This is a genomic window from Brevundimonas sp. MYb52, assembly GCF_002979535.1.
GTDB lineage: Bacteria > Pseudomonadota > Alphaproteobacteria > Caulobacterales > Caulobacteraceae > Brevundimonas.
Genome location: NZ_PCPB01000006.1, coordinates 150,081 through 171,994 on the forward strand (window position 1 = coordinate 150,081; position 21,914 = coordinate 171,994).

Here is a 21,914-nt window from a genome sequence, read left to right on the forward strand (position 1 = left end):
GAGCGAGAGTAGCGCCGGATGGCCAGCCTTAAGGAAATGCGCAATCGGATCGGAAGCGTCAAAGCGACGCAGAAGATCACGAAAGCCATGCAGATGGTCGCCGCGGCCAAGCTGAAGCGCGCCCAGGAGCAGGCCGAGAACGCCCGCCCCTATGCGACGCGGATGGCCTCGGTCATCGCCAACCTGGCCGCCGGCGTCTCGGGCGACGGCGCGCCGAAACTGCTGGCCGGCACGGGCGCCGATCAGCGTCACCTGATCGTGGTCGCCACGGCGGACAAGGGTCTGGCGGGGGGCTTCTCGTCCAACGTCGTCCGCGCCGCCCGCGACCGGATCAACAGCCTGATCGCCCAGGGCAAGGACGTTCGCGTCATCGCCATCGGCAAGAAGTCGCGTGATCCTCTGACGCGCCTGTTCGGCGACAAGGTCGTGAAGACCTTCGAGCTGAGCGAGCACAAGGTCCTGGGTCTCGCCGCCGCACAGCCGATCGCCGAACTGATCGCCGAGAGCTTCGAAGGCGGACAGGCTGACGTCGTCACCCTGTTCTACAGCAAGTTCCAGTCGGTCATTTCGCAGGTCCCGACCGCGAACCAGTTGATCCCGGCCGTTGTGGCCGGCGACGCTGAGCCGATCGACCTGAACGGCGCAGTCTATGAGTATGAGCCCTCGGAAGAGGAAATCCTCGAGACCCTGCTGCCGCGCAATCTGACGACGCAGATCCTGGCCGCCCTCTACGAAAACCAGGCCGGTTTCTTCGGCGCGCAAATGGCCGCGATGGACAACGCCACGCGCAATGCGGGCGACCTCATCAACAGCCTGACGCTCCAGTACAACCGCAAACGCCAGGCCCAGATCACAACCGAGCTGATCGAGATCATCGCCGGCGCCGAAGCGCTCTGATCCCGACCTGCCAGACATTCCGATACGGACACGCACGATGACCGACACCACCGCCCCGAAGAAAACCGCAGCCAAGAAGCCGGCTGCTCCCAAGAAGGCAGCCGCCGTCGCCGCCGTCGCTGGCTCGGGCAAGATCGCCCAGGTCATCGGCGCCGTCGTCGACATCGAGTTCACCGGCGCCCTGCCGGCGATCCTGAACGCGCTGGAAACCCAGAACGTCGACCAGAAGACGGGCCAGCCCTTCACCCTGGTTCTCGAAGTCGCCCAGCACCTGGGTGAGAACATGGTCCGCGCCATCTCGATGGACACCACCGAAGGCCTGACCCGCGGTCAGCCCGTCGTGGACACCGGCAAGTCGATCATGGCGCCGGTTGGTCCGGGCACGCTCGGCCGCATCATGAACGTCGTCGGCCAGCCGATCGACGAAGCCGGTCCGATCCTGACGACGGAATACCGTCCGATCCACCGCGAGGCTCCGAACTTCGAAGAGCAGTCGACCTCGTCGGAAATCCTGGTCACGGGCATCAAGGTCATCGACCTGATCTGCCCCTACACCAAGGGCGGCAAGACCGGCCTGTTCGGCGGCGCCGGCGTCGGCAAGACCGTGACCATGCAGGAACTGATCAACAACATCGCCAAGGCTTACGGCGGTTACTCGGTTCTGGCCGGCGTGGGTGAGCGCACCCGCGAAGGCAACGACCTGTATCACGAGATGATCGAGTCCAACGTGAACGTGGACCCGGCCAAGAACAACGGCTCGACCGAAGGCTCCAAGTGCGCCCTGGTTTACGGCCAGATGAACGAGCCCCCCGGCGCCCGCGCCCGCGTCGCCCTGACCGGCCTGTCGATCGCAGAATATTTCCGCGACGAAGAAGGCAAGGACGTGCTGCTGTTCGTCGACAACATCTTCCGCTTCACCCAAGCCGGTTCGGAAGTGTCGGCTCTGCTGGGCCGCATCCCCTCGGCCGTGGGCTATCAGCCGACGCTGGCCACCGAGATGGGCAACCTGCAAGAGCGCATCACCTCGACCAAGAAGGGCTCGATCACCTCGGTCCAGGCCATCTACGTTCCCGCCGACGACCTGACCGACCCGGCGCCCGCCGCCTCGTTCGCTCACTTGGACGCGACGACCGTTCTGAACCGCGACATCGCCGCCCAGGCCATCTTCCCGGCCGTGGACCCGCTGGACTCGACCTCGCGCATCATGGACCCGCTGGTCATCGGTGAAGAGCACTACACCGTCGCCCGCCGCGTTCAGGAAACCCTGCAGCAGTACAAGGCGCTGAAGGACATCATCGCCATCCTGGGCATGGACGAGCTGTCGGAAGACGACAAGCTGGTCGTGTCGCGCGCTCGCAAGATCCAGCGCTTCCTGTCGCAGCCCTTCTTCGTGGCCGAGCAGTTCACCAACTCGCCGGGCAAGTTCGTCGAGCTGAAGGACACCATCCGTTCGTTCAAGGCCATCTGCGACGGCGAATACGACCACCTGCCGGAAGCCGCCTTCTACATGGTCGGCGCCATCGAGGAAGTCGTCGAGAAGGCCGCCAAGATGGCCTCGGAAGCCTAAGTCATGGCCGGTAAGCTGAACTTCTCCCTCGTCGCCCCGGAACGCGAAATCTTCGCGGGCTCGGTCGATCAGGTCGATGCGCCGGGCGTCGAGGGCGACTTCGGCGTCCTGCCGGGCCACGCGCCCTTCATGACCACCCTGCGCGAGGGCGTCGTCACCGTCTATGAGGGCGCTGCGCGTCGTCAGTTCTCGGTCAAGGGCGGCTTCGCCGACGTGAACGGCGAGGGTCTCAGCATCCTGGCCGAAGAAGCCTCGGAAATCGTCGAAGCCTGAGGCTTCTGCGACGCCGACAAGATCAGGGCCCCTCGCTTCGGCGGGGGGCCTTTTTCTTTACGTCGAGCATTGGCGCGCCATCACGCGTGTTGTCTCCCTTCCCCCTCGAGGGGGAGGGCTACTGGAGGGCTAACGGCGGCCTCAGCTTTTCGGCAAGTCCTCGAACGCCGCCACCACCTGCTGATAGACCTCGCGCTTGAAGGGCACGATCAGGTCCGGGGCTTCTTCCAGCGCGCCCCAGCGCCAGGCGTCGAACTCCGGCTCGCCGTGGGCTTCTAGATCGAACTCGGAGTCCTCGCCAGTGAAGCGGAAGGCGAACCAGACCTGCTTCTGGCCCTTGAAACCCTGCCAGGATTTCGGTCCGCCCATGCCCTCGGGGAAGTCATAGACGATCCAGCCGCCGGTCCGACCGATCACCGAGACCGAACGCGCCCCGGTTTCTTCCTGAAGTTCGCGCAGCGCCGCCGCCTCCAGGTCCTCGCCCTCGTCGACCCCGCCTTGCGGGAACTGCCAGTTCCACGGCTCGGGCGTCCGGGCGCGACGGCCCAGCCAGACCTGACCGGCGGTGTTGAACAGCACCACCCCGACATTGGGGCGATAGGCGGAAAGATCAGTCTGGCTCATCCGTCTCGATTACGCCCCCCCGCGACCGCCCGCCAGCCGTAACCGGGCCTTAAGCGCAGCCGGGGCAAGATGGGGCATGGATCGTCGCGCATTGATCGGCCTTGCGGCCCTGAGCACCGCCCTCGTCGCCGAGGCCGCCGAAGCCTCGGGCAAGAGCGAAGGCGGGGGCGCGCCCGCCAACGCCTACATCCCCCTGCCCACGGCCACGGCCACCATCCTGCGCCGCGACGGACGACGGGGGGTGATGACGGTCGAGGTCGGGGTTGATGTCGCTGACACGGCCCTGCGCACCCGCGCCGACCAGTCCAGGCCGCGCCTCAGCGCCGCCTACAACGAGGTCGTCCGTCTGGCCGGCGAACGCCTGCTGCCCGGCGCCCCGCCGGATGTGGAGTGGCTCAGTCGGGCCTTGCAGGCCGCGACCGACCGCGTGCTCGGCAAGCCGGGGGCCAAGCTGCTGCTCGGGACGGTGATGGTGGTCTGACGCCGCCGTTCTTGATCCTCCCCCGCAAGCAGGGGAGGATGAGTGGCGCTAGTCCTGCGTTGGGCTGGGCCGGCTCGTATCGCCATAGGTCATGGCCAGGAAGACGTCTTCCAGATCCGGGTCCTCGGTGGCGATGTCCTTGATGGTCACGCCTGCCGCGCGCACCGCCGCCAGCACCTGCTCGACGCTGGATTCGCCCGTGCGATAGGTGACGACGAAGGCCCCGTGCGGGCGCGACGCGACCTGGAAGCCTTTCAGCACGGGCGGAACCGCCTGCGGGGTTTCCGGCGTCACCACCACATTGCGGGTGTCCAGACGCTTCAACAGGGTCTGTGTCGGCTCGCAGGCCACGACCTCGCCCCGGTTGATGATGGCGATGGTGTCACACAGCTCCTGGGCTTCTTCCAGATAGTGGGTGGTCAGGATGACGGTGACGCCTTCCTCGTTGATCTTGCGCACATAGTCCCACAGCTGGCGGCGCAGCTCGACGTCCACCCCCGCCGTCGGCTCGTCCAGGATCAGCACCGGCGGATTGTGCACCAGGGCCTTGGCCACCATCAGGCGGCGCTTCATGCCGCCGGACAGGGCGCGGACATAGGCGTTGGCCTTGTCCGACAGGCCCAGCGCCGCCAGCAGTTCGTCGGAGCGGCGCTCGTTGGCGGGCACGCCATAGAAGCCGGCCTGGACCTCCAGCGCCTCGCGCGGGGTGAAGAAGACGTCGGCGACGATCTCCTGCGGCACGACGCCGAGGGCGGCGCGGGCGTCGCGGGCCTCATGGTCGATGTCGCGGTCCCAGATGCGGACGGTGCCCTCGGACTTGTTCACCACCCCGGCGATGATGTTGATCAGGGTCGACTTGCCGGCGCCATTGGGGCCCAGCAGCCCGAACATGGAGCCGCGCGGCACGGTCAGGTCGACGCCGCGCAGGGCCGTCTTGGCCGGCGACTTCTTGTTGCCCGCATAGGTCTTCTTCAGGCCCCGCACCTCGATGGCGTTGACAGGCAGGGCAGGGGTGTCGGTCATGCGGGCGTTCACTCGGACGGCGGAAGCGTGCGGCATAGGTAGGGGGCGCGGCGGCTTTCGCCAAGGCGCTGTTACGTCCGTTTCGGACAAGTGTGCGCGTCTTTATGTAAATGATGCTTGACGCGTGTTTCTGTCTTGTCTAGCCTCCTTGTCATAAAGACAACCTGCCTTGATGGAGAGACGCTGATGACCGCCCTGCAAGTCCAGATGAAAAAGCCTCTGACCAAGACTCGCCTGATCGGCTTTGCGGCGCTCGGCGTCTGCGCCGTCGGCTACACCGGCATGGGTCTGGCCCTGCTGGCGGGCAAGATGGACTATCTGGACATGACCCATGCGGCCCTGCTGGCCGCCGTCGCCGCCTTGATCGGCGAGATCGGCCTGTGGGTCGGCGCCGGCTGCCTGGGCCTGACCCTGTTCAAGAAGCGCAAGGCCATGCTGGACAAGCTGTTGGGGCGCTCGCCCAAGCCCGCGACGCCGACCGCCGAAGTTTGACCTCCCAAGTTTGACCAAAGGGGCCGGTCCGCCTAGGAACGGCGCAAGCCTTCCAGACCGGACCGGACCCCATGCCTCCCCGCCATACCGACGCCGTCATCCCCGCCCCTGAAGAGATCGTCGTGCCGACGAAACGTGTCGCCTGCGACGGCGGCGGCGTCCTCGGTCACCCGCTGGTCTATCTGGAGATGGGCGACGAGGACTCGGTCGAGTGTGGCTATTGTGACCGCCGCTTCGTCCTGTCGGCGCATTCGCACCCGGAAAACGAATACCTCGACCCGGCGGCCCGCCCGCCCGAGGCCCACTGAGCGATGCGCTATCTGCACACCATGGTCCGCGTGAAGGACCTGGAGGCGTCGCTGCACTTCTATCGTGACCTGCTGGGCCTGGTGCAGACGCGCCGGATGGACAGCGAGGCCGGGCGTTTCAGCCTGATCTATCTGGCCGCGCCGCAGGATACCGCGCGCGCCGAGGCGGAAAAATCGCCGGAGGTCGAGCTGACCTTCAACTGGGACCCTGAGGACTATCAGGGCGGCCGCAACTTCGGCCACCTGGCCTTTGAGGTCGAGGATATCTACGCCGCCTGCCAGCGTCTGATGGACGGCGGGGTGGTGATCAACCGCCCGCCGCGTGACGGCCACATGGCCTTCGTCCGCTCGCCCGACGGCATCTCGATCGAGTTGCTGCAAGGCGGCGAGCGTCTGGCCCCGGCCGAGCCCTGGGCCTCCATGCCCAACGTCGGGGCCTGGTGATTTGACGTCTCAGCGCCTGATCGTCCTGCTGGCCGCCACCGCCGTTTTGGCCGGTTGCGCCTCGGTGACCGAGACCAATCCGGCGCGGACGGCCACCGACATGCTTCTGGTCAACCGCGCCGCCGACCGCGCGGTCGAGGGCCTGACCCTGCCCATTCCGCAAGGGGCGCGCGTCTTCGTCGACGAGACCTATTTCCAGGCCGAGAACGCCCGCTATGCGCTGAGCGCCATCCGCGCCGCCCTGTCGGACGCCGGCTACGCCATCAGCCGAGACCGCGACAGCGCCGACGCCATCTTCGAGGTCCGCGCCGGCGCCCTGTCGCTGGAGCAGATGCGCCGCGTCTTCGGCATTCCCGACATGCGGGTGCCGATCAACGAGACGCTGAACGTCGTCTCCATCCCCGAGTTGTCGATCTATTCCAACCGCGACCGCATGGGCGTGGCCGAGTTTTCGGGCTTCCTCTACGACGGCCGCACGGGTCTGCCCCTGGGCGCCGTCACGCCGATGATCGGCCAGTACAAGATCCGCAGTCACAAGGCCCTGATGGTCGTGACCTGGGGCCAGCAACTGGCCCAGCCAGGCGAGCGCGATCCGGGTTCCAGCTGGAAAGAGTTCTGAGGCTTTCGTCAGCCTGCGGAGGCGTGTTAGGGCACGGGTGAGCATAAGTCCGTCCTCTCGTCGTCGCCGCCAAAGAGCCGCCCTTGTCCTTCTTCCACGCCGGTCCCGCGCCGAAAGGCCTCGGCCCTCGACCCGGCGCCCTGCGCGACGGCCTGGGCCTGCAGGCAGGTATGAAGGTCGGTCTGTTCGGCGGCTCCTTCAATCCGGCCCATGACGGCCACGCCCATGTGGCTGAGACGGCGATGCGGCGTCTGGACCTGGACCGGGTGGTCTGGCTGGTCTCGCCGCAGAACCCGCTGAAGTCGAACCACGAGACGGCGCCCCTGGCGGAACGCATGGCCTCGGCCCGGGCCGTCGCCGCCACCGTCGGCCCGGCCATGATCGTCTCGGATTTCGAGACCCGCGCGGGGGTGCAATGGACCGTCGACACCCTGCGCCTGCTCAAGGCCCGCTATCCCGGCGTCCAGTTCGTCTGGTTGATGGGGTCGGACAATCTGGCCAGCTTCCATCGCTGGCGGGGCTGGACGGACATCATGCATCTGATGCCGGTGGCGGTGATCGCCCGGCCCGGCAGCCAGTTGGACAGCCGCACGGCGCCCGCCGCCTCGCGCTACGCCCGGTTCCGCATTCCGGCCCCCAGGGCGGGCCTGCTGCCCAGCCTGGCGGCGCCGGCCTGGACCTATCTGACGGCGCCGTTGAATCCGCGATCGTCCACGGCGATTCGGCGGGGCGAGGCGCCGAATCGCGGCGATGGGTGACCTTTCGGCCGGAACGTGCTAGGTTGCCCCTTTAGTAATCTCCCCGGAGCCCTCCGCTGACCCCCTCGCCCGCGCACGATGCGCAAGACGCCGCCGTTTCCAACGCGGCCCACGAAATGGACCCGATGGATTCCGTCCATTCCGAAGACGGTCAAGCCGAAGGCCCCAGTACCGCCGATCAAGCCCCGCTTCCGGTTGGCCTGACCGAGTTGGAACGCGCCGTCATCGCCAAGCTTGACGACGATAAGGCCCTCGACATGGTCCTGATCGACCTGCGCGGCAAAAGCCCGATGTCCGACGCCATGATCGTGGCCTCGGGTCGGTCGAACCGTCACGTCGGCGCCCTGGCCGACCACCTGCTGCGCCTGTTCAAGGAAATGGGCCTGGGCAAGGTCAAGGTCGAGGGTCTGCCTCACTGTGACTGGGTGCTGCTGGATGCGGGCGACGTCATCGTCCACCTGTTCCGCCCCGAAGTGCGCACCTTCTACAACATCGAGAAGATCTGGGCCGTCGACAGCGCCCACCGCGGCGCCGGCGCCGCCTGATCTCTGGACTGAGCTGACTCCATGAAGCTGGCGATCGCGGCCATCGGCAAGCCGGGCCGCGGTCCCGAGGCCGCTCTGGCCGACGACTACGCCCGGCGGGCGACCCTGGCGGGTCGTCCGTTGGGGCTGGGTCCGCTCGAACTGCTGGACCTCGAACCCCGCAAATCCGGCAAGGCCCCCGAGGCCGAACTGATCCTGGCCGCTGCCGAGGGCGCGCATCTGATCGCCTGCGACGAGCGGGGCAAGACCTATTCCTCACGCGCCTTCGCCGACCACATCGCCAACTTGCGCGACCAGGGCGAGCGCCGTCTGGTCTTCGCTATCGGCGGGGCCGACGGGCTGGACCCCAGCGTTCGCGCCGCGGCCCGTTCGACCCTGGCCTTCGGGCCCCAGACCTGGCCCCACGCCCTGGCCCGCGCCATGCTGGCGGAGCAGCTTTACCGCGCCGTGACCATCCTGTCCGGCTCCCCCTATCACCGCGACTGATGCGCCGGGGGGCGGGGCTTCTTCTTCTGTCGTCGGGGCTGGCGTTGCTGCTGGCGGGTCCGGCGTCGAGCCAGCGCGCGGCTGCGCCCAGTCCTGAACTGACCCGGCTTCAGGCTGAGTATCGCGACGAGACCGCGCGCGCCCGTCGCCTGCGCGCCGAAGCCGCCGCCGCCGGAGACGAGGTCGTCGATCTGGATCGTCAGTTGGCCGAACTGCGCCGGGCCGAGGCGGCGGACGATGTGCAGATGGAATCCCAGCGCGCCCGTCTCAAGGAACTGGGCGACCGCGAAGCGGCTCTGGTCGCCTCGCTTTCCCGCGAGCGCGCCAGTCAGGGCCGCCTGCTGTCGGCCTTGCAGATGATGAGCCGCAAACCGCCGCCGCCCCTGCTGATCCCGGCGGACAAGGCAGTCGACACGGTGCGCGCCTCCATCCTGATCCGCGCCATGACGCCCGAGTTGCAGGACCGGGCCAAGGCCCTGGTCGAGCGCCAGGCCGAGGTCATCCGCATCCGTCGTCTCGCCGCCCTGTCCAGCGAGCGCCTGTTCACTGTCGAGAGCGCCCAGGGCGACCGCCGCGCCGAGATCGAGAGCCTGTCGGCGCGCAAGGTCGCGCTACGCGCGGTCCTGCGCGCCGAGGCCGCCCGCGCCGAACGCGCCACCCGGTCGCTGGAGGCCCGCATCCGCGAACTCGGCGGGCAGGCGCCGGTCATCGCCGACGCCGTGGTCGAGGCGCCTGCCGCCCGTCTGCCCGCCGGGCGCAGTCGCCTGACCGCGCCGGTGCAGGGCGCGCCGTCGCAGCGCTTTGGCGGCGGCTCCAGCGGCTGGCGCTGGCGTTCCAGCCACGAGGTCATCGCTGCGCCTGCGCCCGCTCGCGTCGCCTATGCCGGACCGTTGAAGGAATGGGGCGAGGTGGTCATTCTGGATCTCGGGCCCGGCTGGCGCGTGGTCGTGGCCGGGCTGGATCAGCTGTCGGTCGACACCGGCCAGCGCGTCGCCGACGGTCAGGCCCTGGGCCGCACCGGCGAGGACGGCGAGGCCTATTTCGAGCTGCGTCGCGACGAACGCCCCATCGACCCCGCCCCCTGGCTGCAGTAGCCGCCATAAACGCGCGAAAGTCCTTTCAAATCCGCGCCGAGGCTGATTGTATCGGCGCATCTGACGTTGGCGTTCCGAATGCCTGCGCCTCCCTGGACGACCGGAGCCCGCGCGGGTCCGATGGAAAGACACCGAATGCGTAAACTGCTTCTCATCGGTTGCGCCGCCCTGGCTCTGGGCGGATCGGCCGCGGCTGTCGCCAGCCAGACCCCGCGCAACGAGACCTTCCGCATGCTTCAGATGTTCGGCGATGTCCTGGGCATCGTCGAGCAGGCCTATGTGGTGCCGGTCGACAACAAGAAGCTGATCGAGGCGGCGCTGTCAGGGATGATGACGGCGCTGGACCCGCACTCCAACTATCTGCCGCCTAAGTCCTATGGCGACCTGCGCGAGCGGACGACGGGCGAATATTCCGGCGTCGGCCTGACCATCACGTCCGAGGGCGGTCTGGTGAAGGTCATCTCGCCGATGGACGACAGCCCGGCCGGTCGCGCCGGGGTCCAGGCGGGCGACGTCATCAGCGCCATCGACGGTCAGAACGCGGCTGGCCTGACCGTGTCCGAAGTCTCCGAGAAACTGCGCGGGGCCATCGGCGCCAGCGTCACCGTCACCTTCCTGCGCGACGGCGAGGAGCCGCGCGAAGTGGTCCTTGTGCGCGAGGTCATCAAGGTCGAGTCCGTCACCGGCCGTCTGGAAGGCGACTTCGGCTATCTGCGCATCTCGACCTTCAACGAGAACACCGGCCGCGAACTGACCGAGACCATCGAGCGGCTGAAGCGCGAGAAGCCCGGCCTCAAGGGCTTTGTCCTGGATCTGCGTAACAACGGCGGCGGCCTGCTGAACGCCGCCATCGATGTGTCGGACGCCTTCCTGGAACGCGGCGAGATCGTCAGCCAGCGCGGCCGCAAGCCTGACGACATCGAACGCTATGCGGCCAAGCCGGGCGACCTCACCGGCGGCCTGCCCCTGGTGGTGCTGATCAACTACGGCTCGGCCTCGGCCTCGGAAATCGTGGCCGGCGCCCTGAAGGATCAGGAGCGGGCGACGGTCGTCGGCCTGACCAGCTTCGGCAAGGGGTCGGTGCAGACGGTCATCCCGCTGCGCGGGGGGCAGGACGGCGCCCTGTCGATCACCACGGCGCGCTACTACACGCCCTCGGGGCGCTCGATCCAGAAGATCGGCATCGAGCCGGATCTGGAGGTGGCGCGTTCCGAGGCCGAGGCCCGCATCGTCTCGCGCTCCAGCTTCATCTATTCCGAAGCCGCCTACGCCACGGCGCTGGACTCTTCCATCGGCGCCGAACGCAAGGGGCCGCATGTCCCGCACGAAGCTCCCGGCAAGGACTTCGACAAGACCAAGGACTACCAACTGCAGCGCGCCTTGGATGTGCTGCGTGCGGGCGGCGACCTGACCAGGCTGGCCGCCGCGCCGGATACGATCGTGGTCACCGCGCCGGGAAGCAAGCCGGTCGAAACCGCAGAGGCCGATACCGATACGCCGGACGAGGCAACTCCGGACTGATCCCATCCGGCCCGATCCGGGGGAGGGCGTCAACGTGGTGAATGGACCGTTAGGGTTTCTTAACCGGCGCTGGGGATAAGTGGAGGCGAGGGGAACCGTGTCGCGCGGTTCCCCGCCCCGTCACCGTCGTTCGAGCGCCGCCCTGTCCATGTTCGCCAAGCGCCAGTCCGCTCTCGCCGCCGCCGCCGGTCTGCCGCCGGAGGACCGCTCGCGCCTGAGCCTCGACGCCGTCCTGGCGACGTTGAAGAAGCCGCCGGTCGCTGTGGGCGCAGCGGCTGCCTTCGTTCTGGCCGCCGGGGTTCTGTTCGTGGCGGTCCTGGGCGACCCGCGCGCGGGCGCGCCCTCCGCCCGCGTGGCCTTGCAGCGCCCGACCGTGACCGAGACCGCGCCGACCGGCGCCGACGCCTTCGCCATGAGCGGGCTGGACCTCTATCAGGATCTGAGCGATCCGTCCCTGCTGGACCCCAATGGCGCCGCTGGCGGCGAGGCGCTGATCACCCTGCCGGACGGCGCCAGCGTGGCGGGCGGTTCGGCCATCGCCGCCCCGGTGCGTGCGCCCTCGAATCCCCTGCCCAAGGCCCCGATTGCGGGCCTGTTCTCGCCCGGCCCCAACGGTCCCCTGCCGCGCATCGCGCCGGACGGCCGCGTCCCGGCCCAGGCCTATGCCCGCCCCTTCCGTTCGAACGGCAAGCCCATGGTGTCGCTGGTCGTCGGCGGCCTGGGCCTGAACGCCGTCACCACCCGCGCCGCCATCGAGCGTCTGCCCGCCGAGGTCACCCTCAGCTTCGTCCCCTACGCCGAGGGTCTGCAGGCCTGGATCGACATGGCTCGCGCCCAGGGCCACGAGGTGATGATCGAACTGCCGATGGAGCCGACCGGCTATCCCGACAACGATCCCGGCCCCTACACCCTGCTGAGCAGCGGCGGCGCTGACGACGTCGAGGCCAAGCTGGACTGGCTGCTGGGCCGCGCGACGGGCTATTTCGGCGTGACCAACTATCTGGGCGACCGCTTTGCGACCTCGGACGAGGGCATGGGCGCCATGCTGGGCGTGCTGCGCCAGCGCGGCGTCGCTTTCCTCGACGACGGCTCCATGCGCAGGAAGCCCGGCGCCTTCGCCCGCGCCAGCGCCGACCGCATCATCGACGAGCAGCAGAGCCCCGCCGCCATCATGGGGCAGTTGAACGCTCTGGAAGCCGCCGCCAAGACGCGCGGCGCGGCGCTCGGAACGGGCTTCAGCTATCCCGTCACCGTCGAAGCCGCCGCCCGCTGGACGGCCGGCCTCGAAGCGCGCGGCCTGCAACTGGCCCCGGCCTCGGCCATGACCCGGCGTCCGGGGCGGTAACGTCCGCGAAGGCGGTGCGGCCCGTCGAGGGCCGCGCCGCATTCATTTGGCTTAGCGCTCGTCCTTGTAAATCCGACCGTCGCGCATGACGAAGGCCACGGTCTTCAGCGTGGTCACGTCGGTCAGCGGATCGCCCGCCACGGCGATGATGTCGGCGCGCTTGCCGGGCTCCAGCGTGCCGACTTCATCCGATACGCCCAACAGGTCGGCGGCGTTGACCGTGGCGGCCTCGATGGCGGTCGCCGGGGTCATGCCGTACTTGACCATCAGTTCGAACTCATCGGCGTTGCGGCCGTGCTTGGACACGCCCGCATCGGTGCCGAAGGCGATGCGCACGCCGGCGGGAACGGCGCGTTGCAGCGACTGGCCGGTGATCTCGATGCGCCAGCGCACCTTGGTCAGGACGTCGGGCGGATAGGCTTCGGGGTCGGCGGCCAGACGCTCGATATAGCCGTTCACCGTCGACAGGGTCGGGACGTAGAACGCGCCGGACCGCTGGAACAGCCGGATGGTCTCGTCGTCGAACAGGGTGCCGTGCTCGATGGAATCCGCGCCCATCCGCAGGGCCAGATCGATGCCGTCGGCCCCGTGAGCGTGAACCGCGACCTTCTTGCCATAGAGGTGGGCCGTGTCGATCAGGGCCTTGGCCTCGTCCTCGAACATCTGGGCGCCGACACCGGCGCCGATGCGGCTGTTGACCCCGCCGGTAGTGGCGATCTTGATGACGTCGACGCCGCGCCCGACCTGAAGCCGCACCGCTTCACGACAACTGTCCACGCCGTTGCAGACATTGTCGTGGGCCATGTGGGCGCGGAAGTCGTCGTTGAAGCCCAGCCTCCCGTCCATGTGACCCGAGGTGGCCGAGATGCTGGTCCCGGCGTCCAGGATGCGTGGACCGGGCAGGCGATGTTCGGCGGTCGCGTCGCGGAGCGCCAGGGTCACGCCGCCGTCGTCGCCGAGGTTCCTGACCGTGGTGAAGCCCGCCATCAGGGTTTTTCGGGCGTTGTCCGCTGCATGATAGGACTGGGCCGGCAGGCTCTCGGTCACAGACGACACCAGCCAGGCCTGACCGGCCAGGTCCGAGACCAGATGCACATGGCTGTCGATCAGGCCGGGCAGGACGAAGCGGTCGCGCTGATTCACCACGGCGGCGCCGGGGAAGGCGGAGGCGTCGATGAAGCCGTCGCGGATCTCGACCACCTTGCCGTCGCGCACCACCAGCGTCGAAGGCCCGCGCGGCGCCCGGCCGGGGTGATCCAGCAGCCGGCCGGCCTGGATCAGGGTCACGGCGCCCGTCTCGGGCGCGGCGGTCTGCGCCCTGGCGGGCAGGGCCGCCGCCAGGGTTGTGGCGAGCGCAACGGCGCAGACGGCGCCGGTCAGCATGGTCTTCATGGTCGAAACTCCCCCTTCGAACTGGGGGGAGTTAAGCCGCGTCCGGGGCTGGACGCCAGTGCCTAAAGCGGGCTCAGCCCACCGCGCGCAGATGCGGGGCGGCGGGGCCGCGATCCAGACGGAAGCGGCCGACCTGCTGGTTCAGGCTGACGGCCTCGTTGGCCAGTTGGCGGGCGGCGGCGGTGGCTTCTTCGGTCATGGCCGCGTTCTGCTGGGTGATGTCGTCCATCTCGCCCATGGTGCGGCGGACGCGGGCCAGACCCTCGGCCTGGTCCTGGGCCGAGCCGGCGATGCCGCTCGCCAGGCCGTCGATGGCCACCACCCGGCCGCCGATCCGCTCCAGCGCCTCGCCGGTGCGCTCGACCAGATCGACGCCGCGCGCCACCTGGGCCGAGGAGGTCGAGATCAGGGTGCGGATCTCGCCCGAGGCCTCGGACGAGCGCTGCGCCAGGGCGCGCACTTCCTGGGCCACGACGGCGAAGCCGCGACCGGCGTCGCCGGCGCGCGCCGCCTCGACCCCGGCGTTCAGGGCCAGAAGGTTGGTCTGGAAGGCGATCTCGTCGATCAGGCTGGTGAAGCGGGCTATGCCGGTCGAGGACTCGGCGATGGCGTGGATGGCGTTGACCGCCTCGCCGACCACCTGGCTGCTGGCCTCGACATCGACGCGGGCGGCGGCCAGGGCCTCGGCGGTCTGGCGGGCGTTGTCGGCGGTCGAGGCCACGGCGCGGGCGATGGCGTCGGCCTCGTTGACGGTGCGCTCCAGATTGGCGGCCTGACGCTCGGTGCGGCTGGCCAGGTCTTCCGAGGCGGTGGCCAACTGGTTCGAGCCGGCGCTCAGGCTCTGCACGCTGTCGGACACGGCGCGGACGGCGGTGCGCAGGGCGCGGGTGGCGGCGTGGAAGTCGTTCTGCAGGCTGCGATACTGTTCGGGGAAGACGCCGGGGATGGTGGTCGACAGGTCGTTCTCAGCCAGGTCGTGCAGGGCGGCGCCCAGGGCGCGGACCACCTCGGTCTGACGCGCCTCGGCCTCGTCATGGGCGGCCTGAACCTTGTCGCGCTGTTCCTGCAGGACGTCGAGGTAGATGGAGATGGCCAGGTCCATGTCCAGCATGACCCTCTGGGTCAGTTCGGCGACGGCCTCGGCGGTGACGCGGTCGTGCTCGCGCCTGTTGGCCCAGAACTTCCGGGGGCGCTGGGCGATGGCGCGGGTCAGATGGGCCAGGATGACGCTGTAGCCGCCGATGTACCAGCGCGGCTCCAGGCCGATGCGGGCGTGGACATGGCCGATGGTGCGCACGGACTTGGCGTAGTCCTCGTCGGCGCGGCCGTCGATGATGGCGTCCCAGTGGCGCTCCTGGGCCTTGCTGGCGGCGGCGATATGGGCCTCTTCGCGGAAGAAGCGGCGGGTCGTCGGCTCGGCCCGCACCCGGTCATAGAAGGCGGCCAGGGCCAGGGGCGTCTCGCGGCGCAGCAGCGGCCCCATGGCGCGATAACCGCTGGAGGCCTGTCCCAGGCCCATGAAGCCCATGCGGTGGCCGATGTTTTCGCCCGCCATGATGTCGTCTCGCTACCTACGCCGGCGCAGGGGAGCGCGCCTGCTTATCCCTTTGAACCTTAGGGGTATTGCGCCTCTTAAGAGGGGTTTGCGTAGAAACACGTAAGCGCGACGGTTCGTGTCGCGGCGGCGGTCATATAAAGACATCCTTATGGCTTGATTGCCCCGACGCGCCGGGCGCGCTATAGCGGCGCCTTGAAAATCCTCGCCGCGAGAGCCCCTTCATGACCGACTACATCGTTCGCGACATTTCCCTGGCCGATTTCGGCAACAAGGAAATCGCTATCGCCGAAACCGAAATGCCGGGCCTGATGGCTCTGCGCGAAGAATTTGGCGCCGCCAAGCCGCTGAAGGGCGCCCGCATCGCCGGCAGCCTGCACATGACCATTCAGACGGCGGTTCTGATCCAGACCCTGGAAGCCCTGGGCGCCGAAGTGCGCTGGGCCTCGTGCAACATCTTCTCGACCCAGGACCACGCCGCCGCCGCCATCGCCGCCGCCGGCACCCCGGTCTTCGCCACCAAGGGCGAGACCCTGGTGGAATACTGGGACTACGCCCACAAGATCTTCGAATGGGCCGACGGCGGCTATCCGAACCTGATCCTCGACGACGGCGGCGACGCCACCCTGCTGTGCGTGCTTGGCCCGAAGGCCGAGAAGGACATCTCGGTCCTGTCGAACCCGCAGAACGAGGAAGAAGAAGCCCTCTTCTCGGTCATGAAACGCTACATCGCCGAGAAGCCCGGCTTCTACTCGGCCATCCGCGACGCCATCGGCGGCGTGTCGGAAGAGACGACCACGGGCGTCCACCGCCTGTATCAGATGGCCGAGCGCGGCGAACTGCCCTTCCCGGCGATCAACGTCAACGACAGCGTCACCAAGTCCAAGTTCGACAACCTCTATGGCTGCCGTGAGAGCCTGGTCGACGCCATCCGTCGCGGCACCGACGTCATGCTGTCGGGCAAGGTGGCTGTGGTCTGCGGCTACGGCGACGTGGGCAAGGGCTCGGCCGCCAGCTTGCGCAACGGCGGCGCCCGCGTGATCGTCACCGAAATCGACCCGATCTGCGCCCTGCAGGCCGCCATGGAAGGCTATGAGGTCCAGACCCTGGAAGACGTCGCCGACAAGGCCGACATCTTCGTCACCACGACGGGCAACAAGGACGTCATCCGCGTCGAGCACATGCGCGCCATGCGCAACAACGCCATCGTCTGCAACATCGGTCACTTCGACTCGGAAATTCAGGTCGCCGGCCTGAAGAACTTCAAGTGGGACGAGATCAAGCCGCAGGTTCACCACATCGAGTTCCCAGACGGCAAGAAGATCATCCTGCTGTCGGAAGGCCGTCTGGTGAACCTGGGCAACGCCACGGGCCACCCGTCCTTCGTGATGTCGGCGTCCTTCACCAACCAGACCCTGGCCCAGATCGAACTGTGGACCAACGCCAAGTCCTACCAGAACCAGGTCTATACCCTGCCCAAGCACCTGGATGAGAAGGTCGCCTTCCTCCACCTGGCCAAGCTGGGCGCCAAGCTGACCACCCTGACCCAGGAACAGGCCGACTACATCTCGGTCCCGACCGAGGGTCCGTTCAAGCCGGAACACTACCGCTACTAAGACCGGCTCAAGGTCTGAATGCAGAAACCCCGCGCCGTCGCCGGCGCGGGGTTTTTCTTGGGCCGTTCTGCGCTCTGGGCGTCAGCGCGTGGCGCCGGGCTTCCACAGGATGTCGGCGGCGCCGTTGGCGTTGGCGCGACGGGCGGCGACGAACAGGTGGTCCGACAGACGGTTCAGATAGCGGACCGCATCGGCGTTCACGGGCTCACCCGATTCCATCAGACGAATGGCGTCGCGCTCGGCCCGGCGACAGACGGTGCGCGCCAGGTGCAGATGGGCCGACAAGGGCGAGCCGCCCGACAGGATGAAGCTGTCCAGCGGCTTCAGGCTCTCGTTCATCCAGTCGATTTCGCTTTCCAGCCGCTCGACCTGAGAGGCGATGATGCGCAGGGCCTCCCACTTGGGGGCCGGCTCCAGCGGCGTGGCCAGGTCGGCGCCGAGATCGAACAGCTCGTTCTGGATGCGGCCCAGCATGGCGTCGATGCGGTCGTTCTGGCCGCTGTTCAGGCGGGCCACGCCGAGGACGGCGTTCAGTTCGTCCACTGTCCCATAGGCCTCGACCCGAAGGTCGGTCTTGGACACGGGCGCGCCCGAGGCCAGTCGGGTTTTCCCGCCGTCGCCGGTGCGGGTGTAGATCTTGTTCAGCGTGACCATCAGCCTGTCCCCTGGTTATCCATCAGCCGCCGTGCGTGGATTTCCACCACAACCCGCCCATCAGCAGCAGCACTGCCACGGCCTGAAGCACGACGCGCAGGCGCATCAGCTTGTTCGAGTTGGTGCGGGCGAAGTCGCCGCCGCGATACAGGGTATAGACCCCGAAACCGAGGGTGATGGTCACGGCCGCGATGGCGACGAGGATCAGGATGTCGAAGATTTCCATGTCCGCCTTCTAGGCCTGCCGCTCGGGCCGCGCCAGCGCCGTGACGCTAGGACGCAATTGCGACCTATTCGCACACCCCGGTTGTCACGCCCTCATCATTGCTGTTGAGAGGCGCTCGCAAATCAACCGGGGCCATTCATGTCTTCCTTCACCGCTTCTCGTCGTTCGACCCTTCTGGCCGCCTCTGCGCTGGCCGTCCTCGCTACGGGTCAGGCCGCGATGGCGGAAGAGGTCGTCATCGACCAGACCCAGACCACGACCCAGGTCGCCGACGTCGTCGTCACCGCCGCGGGCTTCGAGCAGCGCATCACCCAGGCCCCGGCCTCGATCAGCGTCCTGACGCGTCAGCAACTGGAAAGCGAACGCCATCAGAGCCTGGCTGAAGCCCTGGCCAACATCGAGGGCGTTGATGTCGGCGCCTCGGCGGGCAAGACAGGCGGCCTGAACATCTCCATCCGCGGCATGCCGTCGGACTACACCCTGATCCTGATTGACGGCCGTCGCCAGAACGCCGCCGGTTCGATCACCCCCAACGGCTTCGGCGAGACCACGACCAGCTTCATCCCGCCGATGTCGGCCATCGAGCGCATCGAGGTCGTGCGCGGCCCGGTCTCGACCCTCTATGGCTCTGACGCCATGGGCGGCGTGGTCAACATCATCACCCGCAAGGTCGGCGACGTCTGGAGCGGCGCCTTCAGCGCCAACGCCACGCTTCAGGAAGACTCCAGCTTCGGCAACATGCACGGCGGCGACTTCTACGCCACAGGGCCGCTGGTGAAGGACCTGCTCGGCATGGCCGTGCGCGGCCGCTATCAGACCCGCGACGCCTCCGACCTGACCTATGACAACGACGCCGGGACGGAAGTCGGCGTGTCCAAGCGCGGTCCCTCGCCGGTCGAGAACGAGATCTGGTCGCTGGGCGGTCGTCTGACGCTGACACCCCACGCCGACCACGACCTGATGCTGGACTATGACGTCACGCGTCAGTGGTACGACAACTCGGCGGCCCAACTCGGCACGCTGGGGACCTCGGGCTACGGCCCGGAGATGGAGTTCAATCAGGAAGAGCTGGTGTTGTCGCACAACTGGCGCCTCGGCTTCGGCGAACTGCAGTCCAGCCTGTCGCGCAATGAGCGCGAGACCCTGGGCCGCATCCTGCCGTCCAACGTGCCCGGTGGCGGCATGGCTGGCGACCCGCGCACCCTGACGGCGACCAACACCGTCTTCGACACCAAGCTCTTCTCGCGCTGGAAGAACCACACCTTCACCGTCGGCGGCCAGTACTGGGACGCCGAGATGGTCGACGGGGTCGCCCCGGCCCCCTACGAGCACCAGCAATGGGCCCTGTTCGCCGAGGACGAGTGGCGCTTCACCGACACCCTGGCCCTGACCCTGGGCGCCCGTTACGACGAACACAACATCTTCGGCGACCACATCAGCCCCCGCGCCTATCTGGTGTGGAACGCCACGCCTCAGTGGACCCTGAAGGGCGGCGTCAGCCAGGGCTTCAAGACCCCGCGTCTGGATCAGATCGCGCCGGGCATCACCGGCTTCACCGGCCAGGGCACGCGCCCGACCATCGGCACGCCGACGCTGCAGCCGGAAACCTCGACCTCGACCGAGTTCGCCGCCTTCTACGACAACCAGGACAATTTCCGCGCCAGCCTGACGCTGTTCCACAACAGCTTCGACGACAAGATCGCCAGCGGTCAGCCGCTGAACAACTGCTCGTTCGGCCTGACGCCTGAAGAATACGCCGCCGGCCAGCAGGCCCTGCCCAACTGCGCCGACTACGGCTTCTGGCCCAATGTCGAAACCTTCTCGCAGACGGTCAACATCGACGAGGCCGAGACCCAGGGCTTTGAGGCCTCGTTCCGCTGGAACCTGGCCGAGGCCTGGAGCCTGACCGGCAACTACACCTACACCGACACCGAGATCAAAAGCGGCGACGACGCTGGCCTGCCGCTGTCGGACACGCCCAAGCACATCCTCAACAGCGCCCTGCGCTGGAATGCTACGGACCGTCTGAACCTGTGGCTGCGCGGCGAGTATCGCAGCGAGCGCTATCGCAGCGAGGACAGCGCCGCCAGCCGCGCCAAGGCCACCTGGGGCGACTACAAGGCCTATGAGGTCTTCCACCTGGGCGGGTCGTACAAGGTCAATGACGCCGTCACGATCAACGGCGCGATCTACAACCTGTTCGACAAGGACTTCGTCTCCTACGGCTCCTACGTCAGCAATGTGAACACGGGGGCGATCGCCTACACCAACCTCTACGCCAACAATCAGGAGCCGCGTCGTCTCTGGCTGTCGGTGACGACCACCTTCTGATCCGCCTCTTTTTCCCCAAGCTGAACAGGGCCGTCTCCGTAGAGGCGGCCCTCTTTCTTTGTCAGCTAAGCCGTTAGTCATGTTTTGCGGGCAAGCTCGCCGTCATGACTGATCGCGCCGTTCGAAATCTGGAACACCTGCGTCGCAGCGCCTCGACCGCGCGGGTGCTGAATCTGCTCAAGGTCTATGACGAGCATGGCGAGACCGACGACTGGCATGATCGCCCCATGTTCCGCACGCCGGCGCTGAACACTTCGCTGATCATCAAGCATCGGCTGCGGCGCAACGAAACGGACTCCTTCCCGGGGCGCCGCCAGGTGGCGACCAAGGTGGTGGTGCCGATCGACAGCACCGACCTGAAGACCGGCGGACGCTTCGTCTTCGTCAATCAGATCGGTTTCGAGCGCGCCATGCAGGAGGCGTTCGGCATCGCCCCCGATCATCCCGACCTGAAGACCCTGCGGCTGATGGACCAACTGCCGTCGCTGGACCCGTTTTTGCTGCGTGAGCAACTGCGGCGCGGCGAGGTCGATGCGGCCCCCTGCTATTTCGCCCTCAGCGAAGCCGACCTCGAGAAGATGCTGACCTTCGTCCAGAGCGAAATCGAGCCCCTGGTCACGCTCAGCATGGGCGGCGACGTGGCGGCGGTCGGCTCGACCGCGCGCATGGCCACCAAGATCCTGTCCAATGCGCCGGGCGACCGGCTTGAGGCCCTGCGCGCCACCCTGCGGCTGGAGCCGGAGCAGTATCAGGAGGGCGTCTTCTGCTGGAAGGGCTTCCTCTATTACAAGTGGGCCCTGGCCAGCCTGATGAACGACATCGTGGTGGTCGCCGACGAGGTGGGCTCGGTCAAACCTGTCGGTCCCAGCGATCGCGCCGCCAAGGAATATATCGACCGCGGCCGCTCCGTCCTGCGCGGGCGGATCATGAAGACTTGCGACGAGGTCAGCCGCACCCTGCGCTATTACGACGACGCCTATGCCGGGCTGACGCGCGACGGCAAACCCCTGGCTTTCCGCGACTTTCTGCTGGAGGCGCCGGCCCTGTTCGCGCGGCTGGGCGACCAGTTGGGCGCGGTGCAGCACATCGTCAGCTTCTGGCGCTTCCGGTTCGGTCCCAAGGCGCCGCCGGTCGGCGTCGACGAACTGATCGACATTTTCATGGATTTCGAAACGGGTCTTATGGGGCGCGAAACCGACGCCTACGACCCGCGCGACGCGGCCTGAGACCTTCGTCCCCACCCCTCGCTGTTCAAGGGGGAGGGGAGGAAGCCCCTTATCGTTGCTGCAAGGCGGCGACCCGTGCGCGTTCCGCCTCGGTCGCCGCGGCGCGGGCGCGCTTCTCGGCGTTCAGCTGATCCTCGATCTCGACCAACTCCTTGTTCTTCTCGGCCGAGGCCTGGGCGCGGGTCACGCCGATGGGGCGGCCGGTGATTTCGGCGATGGAAATGGGCTGGGCGCAGGTGCGGCTTTCCATGTCGTACCACTTGCCCTCGGCCTCGCAGCGCTCGCCCGGCTCCATCCAGTAGCGCTGGAACACGAAGACGCCCGCGATCATCAGGCCGAAGATGCCGAAGAACAGGACGCTGAGGCGGCGGATCGTCAGAAAGCGTTTCATGCAGGTCTCATAGATGAAAAATGCGCCCGCGACACGACCGCAGTTC

At 67.6% G+C, this 21,914-nt stretch carries 24 protein-coding genes; 17 read left to right on the plus strand and 7 right to left on the minus strand.

Going from position 1 to position 21,914, the window contains the following annotated elements:
* The first annotated feature begins 18 nt into the window (after nt 1-18).
* The 3 genes from CQ039_RS09210 to CQ039_RS09220 are packed head-to-tail and all read left to right on the plus strand — an operon-like array spanning nt 19 to nt 2,737.
* A complete protein-coding gene (locus CQ039_RS09210; RefSeq protein WP_105563147.1) occupies nt 19-897 on the plus strand; it encodes a F0F1 ATP synthase subunit gamma in 879 nt (292 codons plus the stop codon).
* A 37-nt stretch (nt 898-934) separates the two neighbouring features.
* Nucleotides 935-2,464 carry a F0F1 ATP synthase subunit beta gene (gene atpD, locus CQ039_RS09215; RefSeq protein WP_105563146.1) on the plus strand — a complete coding sequence of 510 codons (1,530 nt, stop codon included), beginning with the start codon at nt 935-937 and terminating at the stop codon, nt 2,462-2,464.
* Nucleotides 2,465-2,467: 3 nt separating this feature from the next.
* The gene (locus CQ039_RS09220) at nt 2,468-2,737 is read left to right on the plus strand and encodes an ATP synthase F1 subunit epsilon (protein WP_105563145.1); all 270 of its coding nucleotides are present in this window, start codon (nt 2,468-2,470) and stop codon (nt 2,735-2,737) included.
* Nucleotides 2,738-2,878: 141 nt separating this feature from the next.
* Here the strand turns inward: CQ039_RS09220 and CQ039_RS09225 are convergent, their stop codons facing one another.
* The gene (locus CQ039_RS09225; RefSeq protein WP_105563144.1) at nt 2,879-3,361 is read right to left on the minus strand and encodes an RNA pyrophosphohydrolase; all 483 of its coding nucleotides are present in this window, start codon (nt 3,359-3,361) and stop codon (nt 2,879-2,881) included.
* Nucleotides 3,362-3,437: 76 nt separating this feature from the next.
* On the opposite strand from CQ039_RS09225, the gene CQ039_RS09230 reads away from it, so the two are divergent.
* Nucleotides 3,438-3,842, plus strand: a complete 405-nt coding sequence (locus CQ039_RS09230; protein WP_105563143.1) for a Tat pathway signal protein — start codon at nt 3,438-3,440, stop codon at nt 3,840-3,842.
* A 48-nt stretch (nt 3,843-3,890) separates the two neighbouring features.
* Here CQ039_RS09230 and CQ039_RS09235 read toward each other — a convergent pair whose 3' ends face one another.
* On the minus strand, nt 3,891-4,865 hold the full coding sequence (locus CQ039_RS09235) for an ABC transporter ATP-binding protein (RefSeq protein ID WP_105563142.1): 975 nt from the start codon (nt 4,863-4,865) through the stop codon (nt 3,891-3,893).
* Nucleotides 4,866-5,051: 186 nt separating this feature from the next.
* Between CQ039_RS09235 and CQ039_RS09240 the strand changes: the two genes are divergently transcribed.
* From CQ039_RS09240 to CQ039_RS09285, 10 genes are all read left to right on the plus strand, one after another.
* The gene (locus CQ039_RS09240) at nt 5,052-5,357 is read left to right on the plus strand and encodes a hypothetical protein (RefSeq protein WP_105563141.1); all 306 of its coding nucleotides are present in this window, start codon (nt 5,052-5,054) and stop codon (nt 5,355-5,357) included.
* A gap of 71 nt (nt 5,358-5,428) precedes the next feature.
* Nucleotides 5,429-5,665, plus strand: a complete 237-nt coding sequence (locus CQ039_RS09245; protein ID WP_105563140.1) for a zinc-finger domain-containing protein — start codon at nt 5,429-5,431, stop codon at nt 5,663-5,665.
* A 3-nt stretch (nt 5,666-5,668) separates the two neighbouring features.
* The gene (locus CQ039_RS09250) at nt 5,669-6,109 is read left to right on the plus strand and encodes a VOC family protein (RefSeq protein ID WP_105563139.1); all 441 of its coding nucleotides are present in this window, start codon (nt 5,669-5,671) and stop codon (nt 6,107-6,109) included.
* A gap of 1 nt (nt 6,110) precedes the next feature.
* Nucleotides 6,111-6,728 (plus strand): DUF6655 family protein, encoded by a 618-nt coding sequence (locus tag CQ039_RS09255; protein ID WP_105563138.1) that lies wholly within the window; start codon nt 6,111-6,113, stop codon nt 6,726-6,728.
* Nucleotides 6,729-6,811: 83 nt separating this feature from the next.
* Nucleotides 6,812-7,486, plus strand: coding sequence for a nicotinate-nucleotide adenylyltransferase (locus tag CQ039_RS09260; RefSeq protein WP_105563137.1), 675 nt, complete (start codon nt 6,812-6,814; stop codon nt 7,484-7,486).
* A gap of 116 nt (nt 7,487-7,602) precedes the next feature.
* Entirely contained in the window at nt 7,603-8,031 is a 429-nt protein-coding gene (gene rsfS, locus CQ039_RS09265; RefSeq protein ID WP_105563136.1) for a ribosome silencing factor, read from the plus strand.
* Between the two features lie 21 nt (nt 8,032-8,052).
* Nucleotides 8,053-8,517 (plus strand): 23S rRNA (pseudouridine(1915)-N(3))-methyltransferase RlmH, encoded by a 465-nt coding sequence (gene rlmH / locus CQ039_RS09270; protein WP_105563135.1) that lies wholly within the window; start codon nt 8,053-8,055, stop codon nt 8,515-8,517.
* Complete coding sequence (locus CQ039_RS09275) at nt 8,517-9,611, plus strand: murein hydrolase activator EnvC (RefSeq protein ID WP_105563134.1); 1,095 nt, start codon at nt 8,517-8,519, stop codon at nt 9,609-9,611. The genes rlmH and CQ039_RS09275 overlap by 1 nt, the downstream gene beginning before the upstream one ends.
* 135 nt (nt 9,612-9,746) lie before the next feature.
* Nucleotides 9,747-11,132 (plus strand): S41 family peptidase, encoded by a 1,386-nt coding sequence (locus CQ039_RS09280; RefSeq protein WP_105563133.1) that lies wholly within the window; start codon nt 9,747-9,749, stop codon nt 11,130-11,132.
* Nucleotides 11,133-11,280: 148 nt separating this feature from the next.
* Complete coding sequence (locus CQ039_RS09285) at nt 11,281-12,477, plus strand: divergent polysaccharide deacetylase family protein (RefSeq protein WP_105563235.1); 1,197 nt, start codon at nt 11,281-11,283, stop codon at nt 12,475-12,477.
* Nucleotides 12,478-12,528: 51 nt separating this feature from the next.
* Here CQ039_RS09285 and CQ039_RS09290 read toward each other — a convergent pair whose 3' ends face one another.
* Together CQ039_RS09290 and CQ039_RS09295 are read right to left on the minus strand one after the other, a co-directional pair.
* Nucleotides 12,529-13,869 carry an amidohydrolase family protein gene (locus tag CQ039_RS09290; protein WP_199183569.1) on the minus strand — a complete coding sequence of 447 codons (1,341 nt, stop codon included), beginning with the start codon at nt 13,867-13,869 and terminating at the stop codon, nt 12,529-12,531.
* A gap of 73 nt (nt 13,870-13,942) precedes the next feature.
* On the minus strand, nt 13,943-15,424 hold the full coding sequence (locus tag CQ039_RS09295; RefSeq protein WP_105563132.1) for a globin-coupled sensor protein: 1,482 nt from the start codon (nt 15,422-15,424) through the stop codon (nt 13,943-13,945).
* A gap of 224 nt (nt 15,425-15,648) precedes the next feature.
* Here CQ039_RS09295 and ahcY point away from each other — a divergent pair, with 224 nt between their 5' ends.
* On the plus strand, nt 15,649-17,040 hold the full coding sequence (ahcY, locus tag CQ039_RS09300; RefSeq protein ID WP_105563131.1) for an adenosylhomocysteinase: 1,392 nt from the start codon (nt 15,649-15,651) through the stop codon (nt 17,038-17,040).
* An 81-nt stretch (nt 17,041-17,121) separates the two neighbouring features.
* Here ahcY and CQ039_RS09305 read toward each other — a convergent pair whose 3' ends face one another.
* Together CQ039_RS09305 and CQ039_RS09310 are read right to left on the minus strand one after the other, a co-directional pair.
* The gene (locus tag CQ039_RS09305; protein ID WP_105563130.1) at nt 17,122-17,694 is read right to left on the minus strand and encodes a cob(I)yrinic acid a,c-diamide adenosyltransferase; all 573 of its coding nucleotides are present in this window, start codon (nt 17,692-17,694) and stop codon (nt 17,122-17,124) included.
* Nucleotides 17,695-17,716: 22 nt separating this feature from the next.
* On the minus strand, nt 17,717-17,920 hold the full coding sequence (locus tag CQ039_RS09310) for a twin transmembrane helix small protein (protein ID WP_105563129.1): 204 nt from the start codon (nt 17,918-17,920) through the stop codon (nt 17,717-17,719).
* A 138-nt stretch (nt 17,921-18,058) separates the two neighbouring features.
* Here CQ039_RS09310 and CQ039_RS09315 point away from each other — a divergent pair, with 138 nt between their 5' ends.
* Nucleotides 18,059-20,251 (plus strand): TonB-dependent receptor domain-containing protein, encoded by a 2,193-nt coding sequence (locus tag CQ039_RS09315; RefSeq protein ID WP_105563128.1) that lies wholly within the window; start codon nt 18,059-18,061, stop codon nt 20,249-20,251.
* Between the two features lie 104 nt (nt 20,252-20,355).
* Nucleotides 20,356-21,477 (plus strand): hypothetical protein, encoded by a 1,122-nt coding sequence (locus tag CQ039_RS09320; protein WP_105563127.1) that lies wholly within the window; start codon nt 20,356-20,358, stop codon nt 21,475-21,477.
* Between the two features lie 49 nt (nt 21,478-21,526).
* Here CQ039_RS09320 and CQ039_RS09325 read toward each other — a convergent pair whose 3' ends face one another.
* Entirely contained in the window at nt 21,527-21,868 is a 342-nt protein-coding gene (locus CQ039_RS09325) for a hypothetical protein (RefSeq protein ID WP_105563233.1), read from the minus strand.
* Nucleotides 21,869-21,914: the final 46 nt, after the last annotated feature.

Bases quoted from the DNA above. Each gene is read 5' to 3' on its own strand.
- CQ039_RS09210 (WP_105563147.1), top strand. From the start codon at position 19: ATGGCCAGCCTTAAGGAAATGCGCAATCGGATCGGAAGCGTCAAAGCG.
- atpD (WP_105563146.1), top strand. From the start codon at position 935: ATGACCGACACCACCGCCCCGAAGAAAACCGCAGCCAAGAAGCCGGCT.
- CQ039_RS09220 (WP_105563145.1), top strand. From the start codon at position 2,468: ATGGCCGGTAAGCTGAACTTCTCCCTCGTCGCCCCGGAACGCGAAATC.
- CQ039_RS09225 (WP_105563144.1), bottom strand. From the start codon at position 3,361: ATGAGCCAGACTGATCTTTCCGCCTATCGCCCCAATGTCGGGGTGGTG.
- CQ039_RS09230 (WP_105563143.1), top strand. From the start codon at position 3,438: ATGGATCGTCGCGCATTGATCGGCCTTGCGGCCCTGAGCACCGCCCTC.
- CQ039_RS09235 (WP_105563142.1), bottom strand. From the start codon at position 4,865: ATGACCGACACCCCTGCCCTGCCTGTCAACGCCATCGAGGTGCGGGGC.
- CQ039_RS09240 (WP_105563141.1), top strand. From the start codon at position 5,052: ATGACCGCCCTGCAAGTCCAGATGAAAAAGCCTCTGACCAAGACTCGC.
- CQ039_RS09245 (WP_105563140.1), top strand. From the start codon at position 5,429: ATGCCTCCCCGCCATACCGACGCCGTCATCCCCGCCCCTGAAGAGATC.
- CQ039_RS09250 (WP_105563139.1), top strand. From the start codon at position 5,669: ATGCGCTATCTGCACACCATGGTCCGCGTGAAGGACCTGGAGGCGTCG.
- rsfS (WP_105563136.1), top strand. From the start codon at position 7,603: ATGGACCCGATGGATTCCGTCCATTCCGAAGACGGTCAAGCCGAAGGC.
- rlmH (WP_105563135.1), top strand. From the start codon at position 8,053: ATGAAGCTGGCGATCGCGGCCATCGGCAAGCCGGGCCGCGGTCCCGAG.
- CQ039_RS09275 (WP_105563134.1), top strand. From the start codon at position 8,517: ATGCGCCGGGGGGCGGGGCTTCTTCTTCTGTCGTCGGGGCTGGCGTTG.
- CQ039_RS09280 (WP_105563133.1), top strand. From the start codon at position 9,747: ATGCGTAAACTGCTTCTCATCGGTTGCGCCGCCCTGGCTCTGGGCGGA.
- CQ039_RS09285 (WP_105563235.1), top strand. From the start codon at position 11,281: ATGTTCGCCAAGCGCCAGTCCGCTCTCGCCGCCGCCGCCGGTCTGCCG.
- CQ039_RS09290 (WP_199183569.1), bottom strand. From the start codon at position 13,869: ATGAAGACCATGCTGACCGGCGCCGTCTGCGCCGTTGCGCTCGCCACA.
- CQ039_RS09295 (WP_105563132.1), bottom strand. From the start codon at position 15,424: ATGGCGGGCGAAAACATCGGCCACCGCATGGGCTTCATGGGCCTGGGA.
- ahcY (WP_105563131.1), top strand. From the start codon at position 15,649: ATGACCGACTACATCGTTCGCGACATTTCCCTGGCCGATTTCGGCAAC.
- CQ039_RS09305 (WP_105563130.1), bottom strand. From the start codon at position 17,694: ATGGTCACGCTGAACAAGATCTACACCCGCACCGGCGACGGCGGGAAA.
- CQ039_RS09310 (WP_105563129.1), bottom strand. From the start codon at position 17,920: ATGGAAATCTTCGACATCCTGATCCTCGTCGCCATCGCGGCCGTGACC.
- CQ039_RS09315 (WP_105563128.1), top strand. From the start codon at position 18,059: ATGTCTTCCTTCACCGCTTCTCGTCGTTCGACCCTTCTGGCCGCCTCT.
- CQ039_RS09320 (WP_105563127.1), top strand. From the start codon at position 20,356: ATGACTGATCGCGCCGTTCGAAATCTGGAACACCTGCGTCGCAGCGCC.
- CQ039_RS09325 (WP_105563233.1), bottom strand. From the start codon at position 21,868: ATGAAACGCTTTCTGACGATCCGCCGCCTCAGCGTCCTGTTCTTCGGC.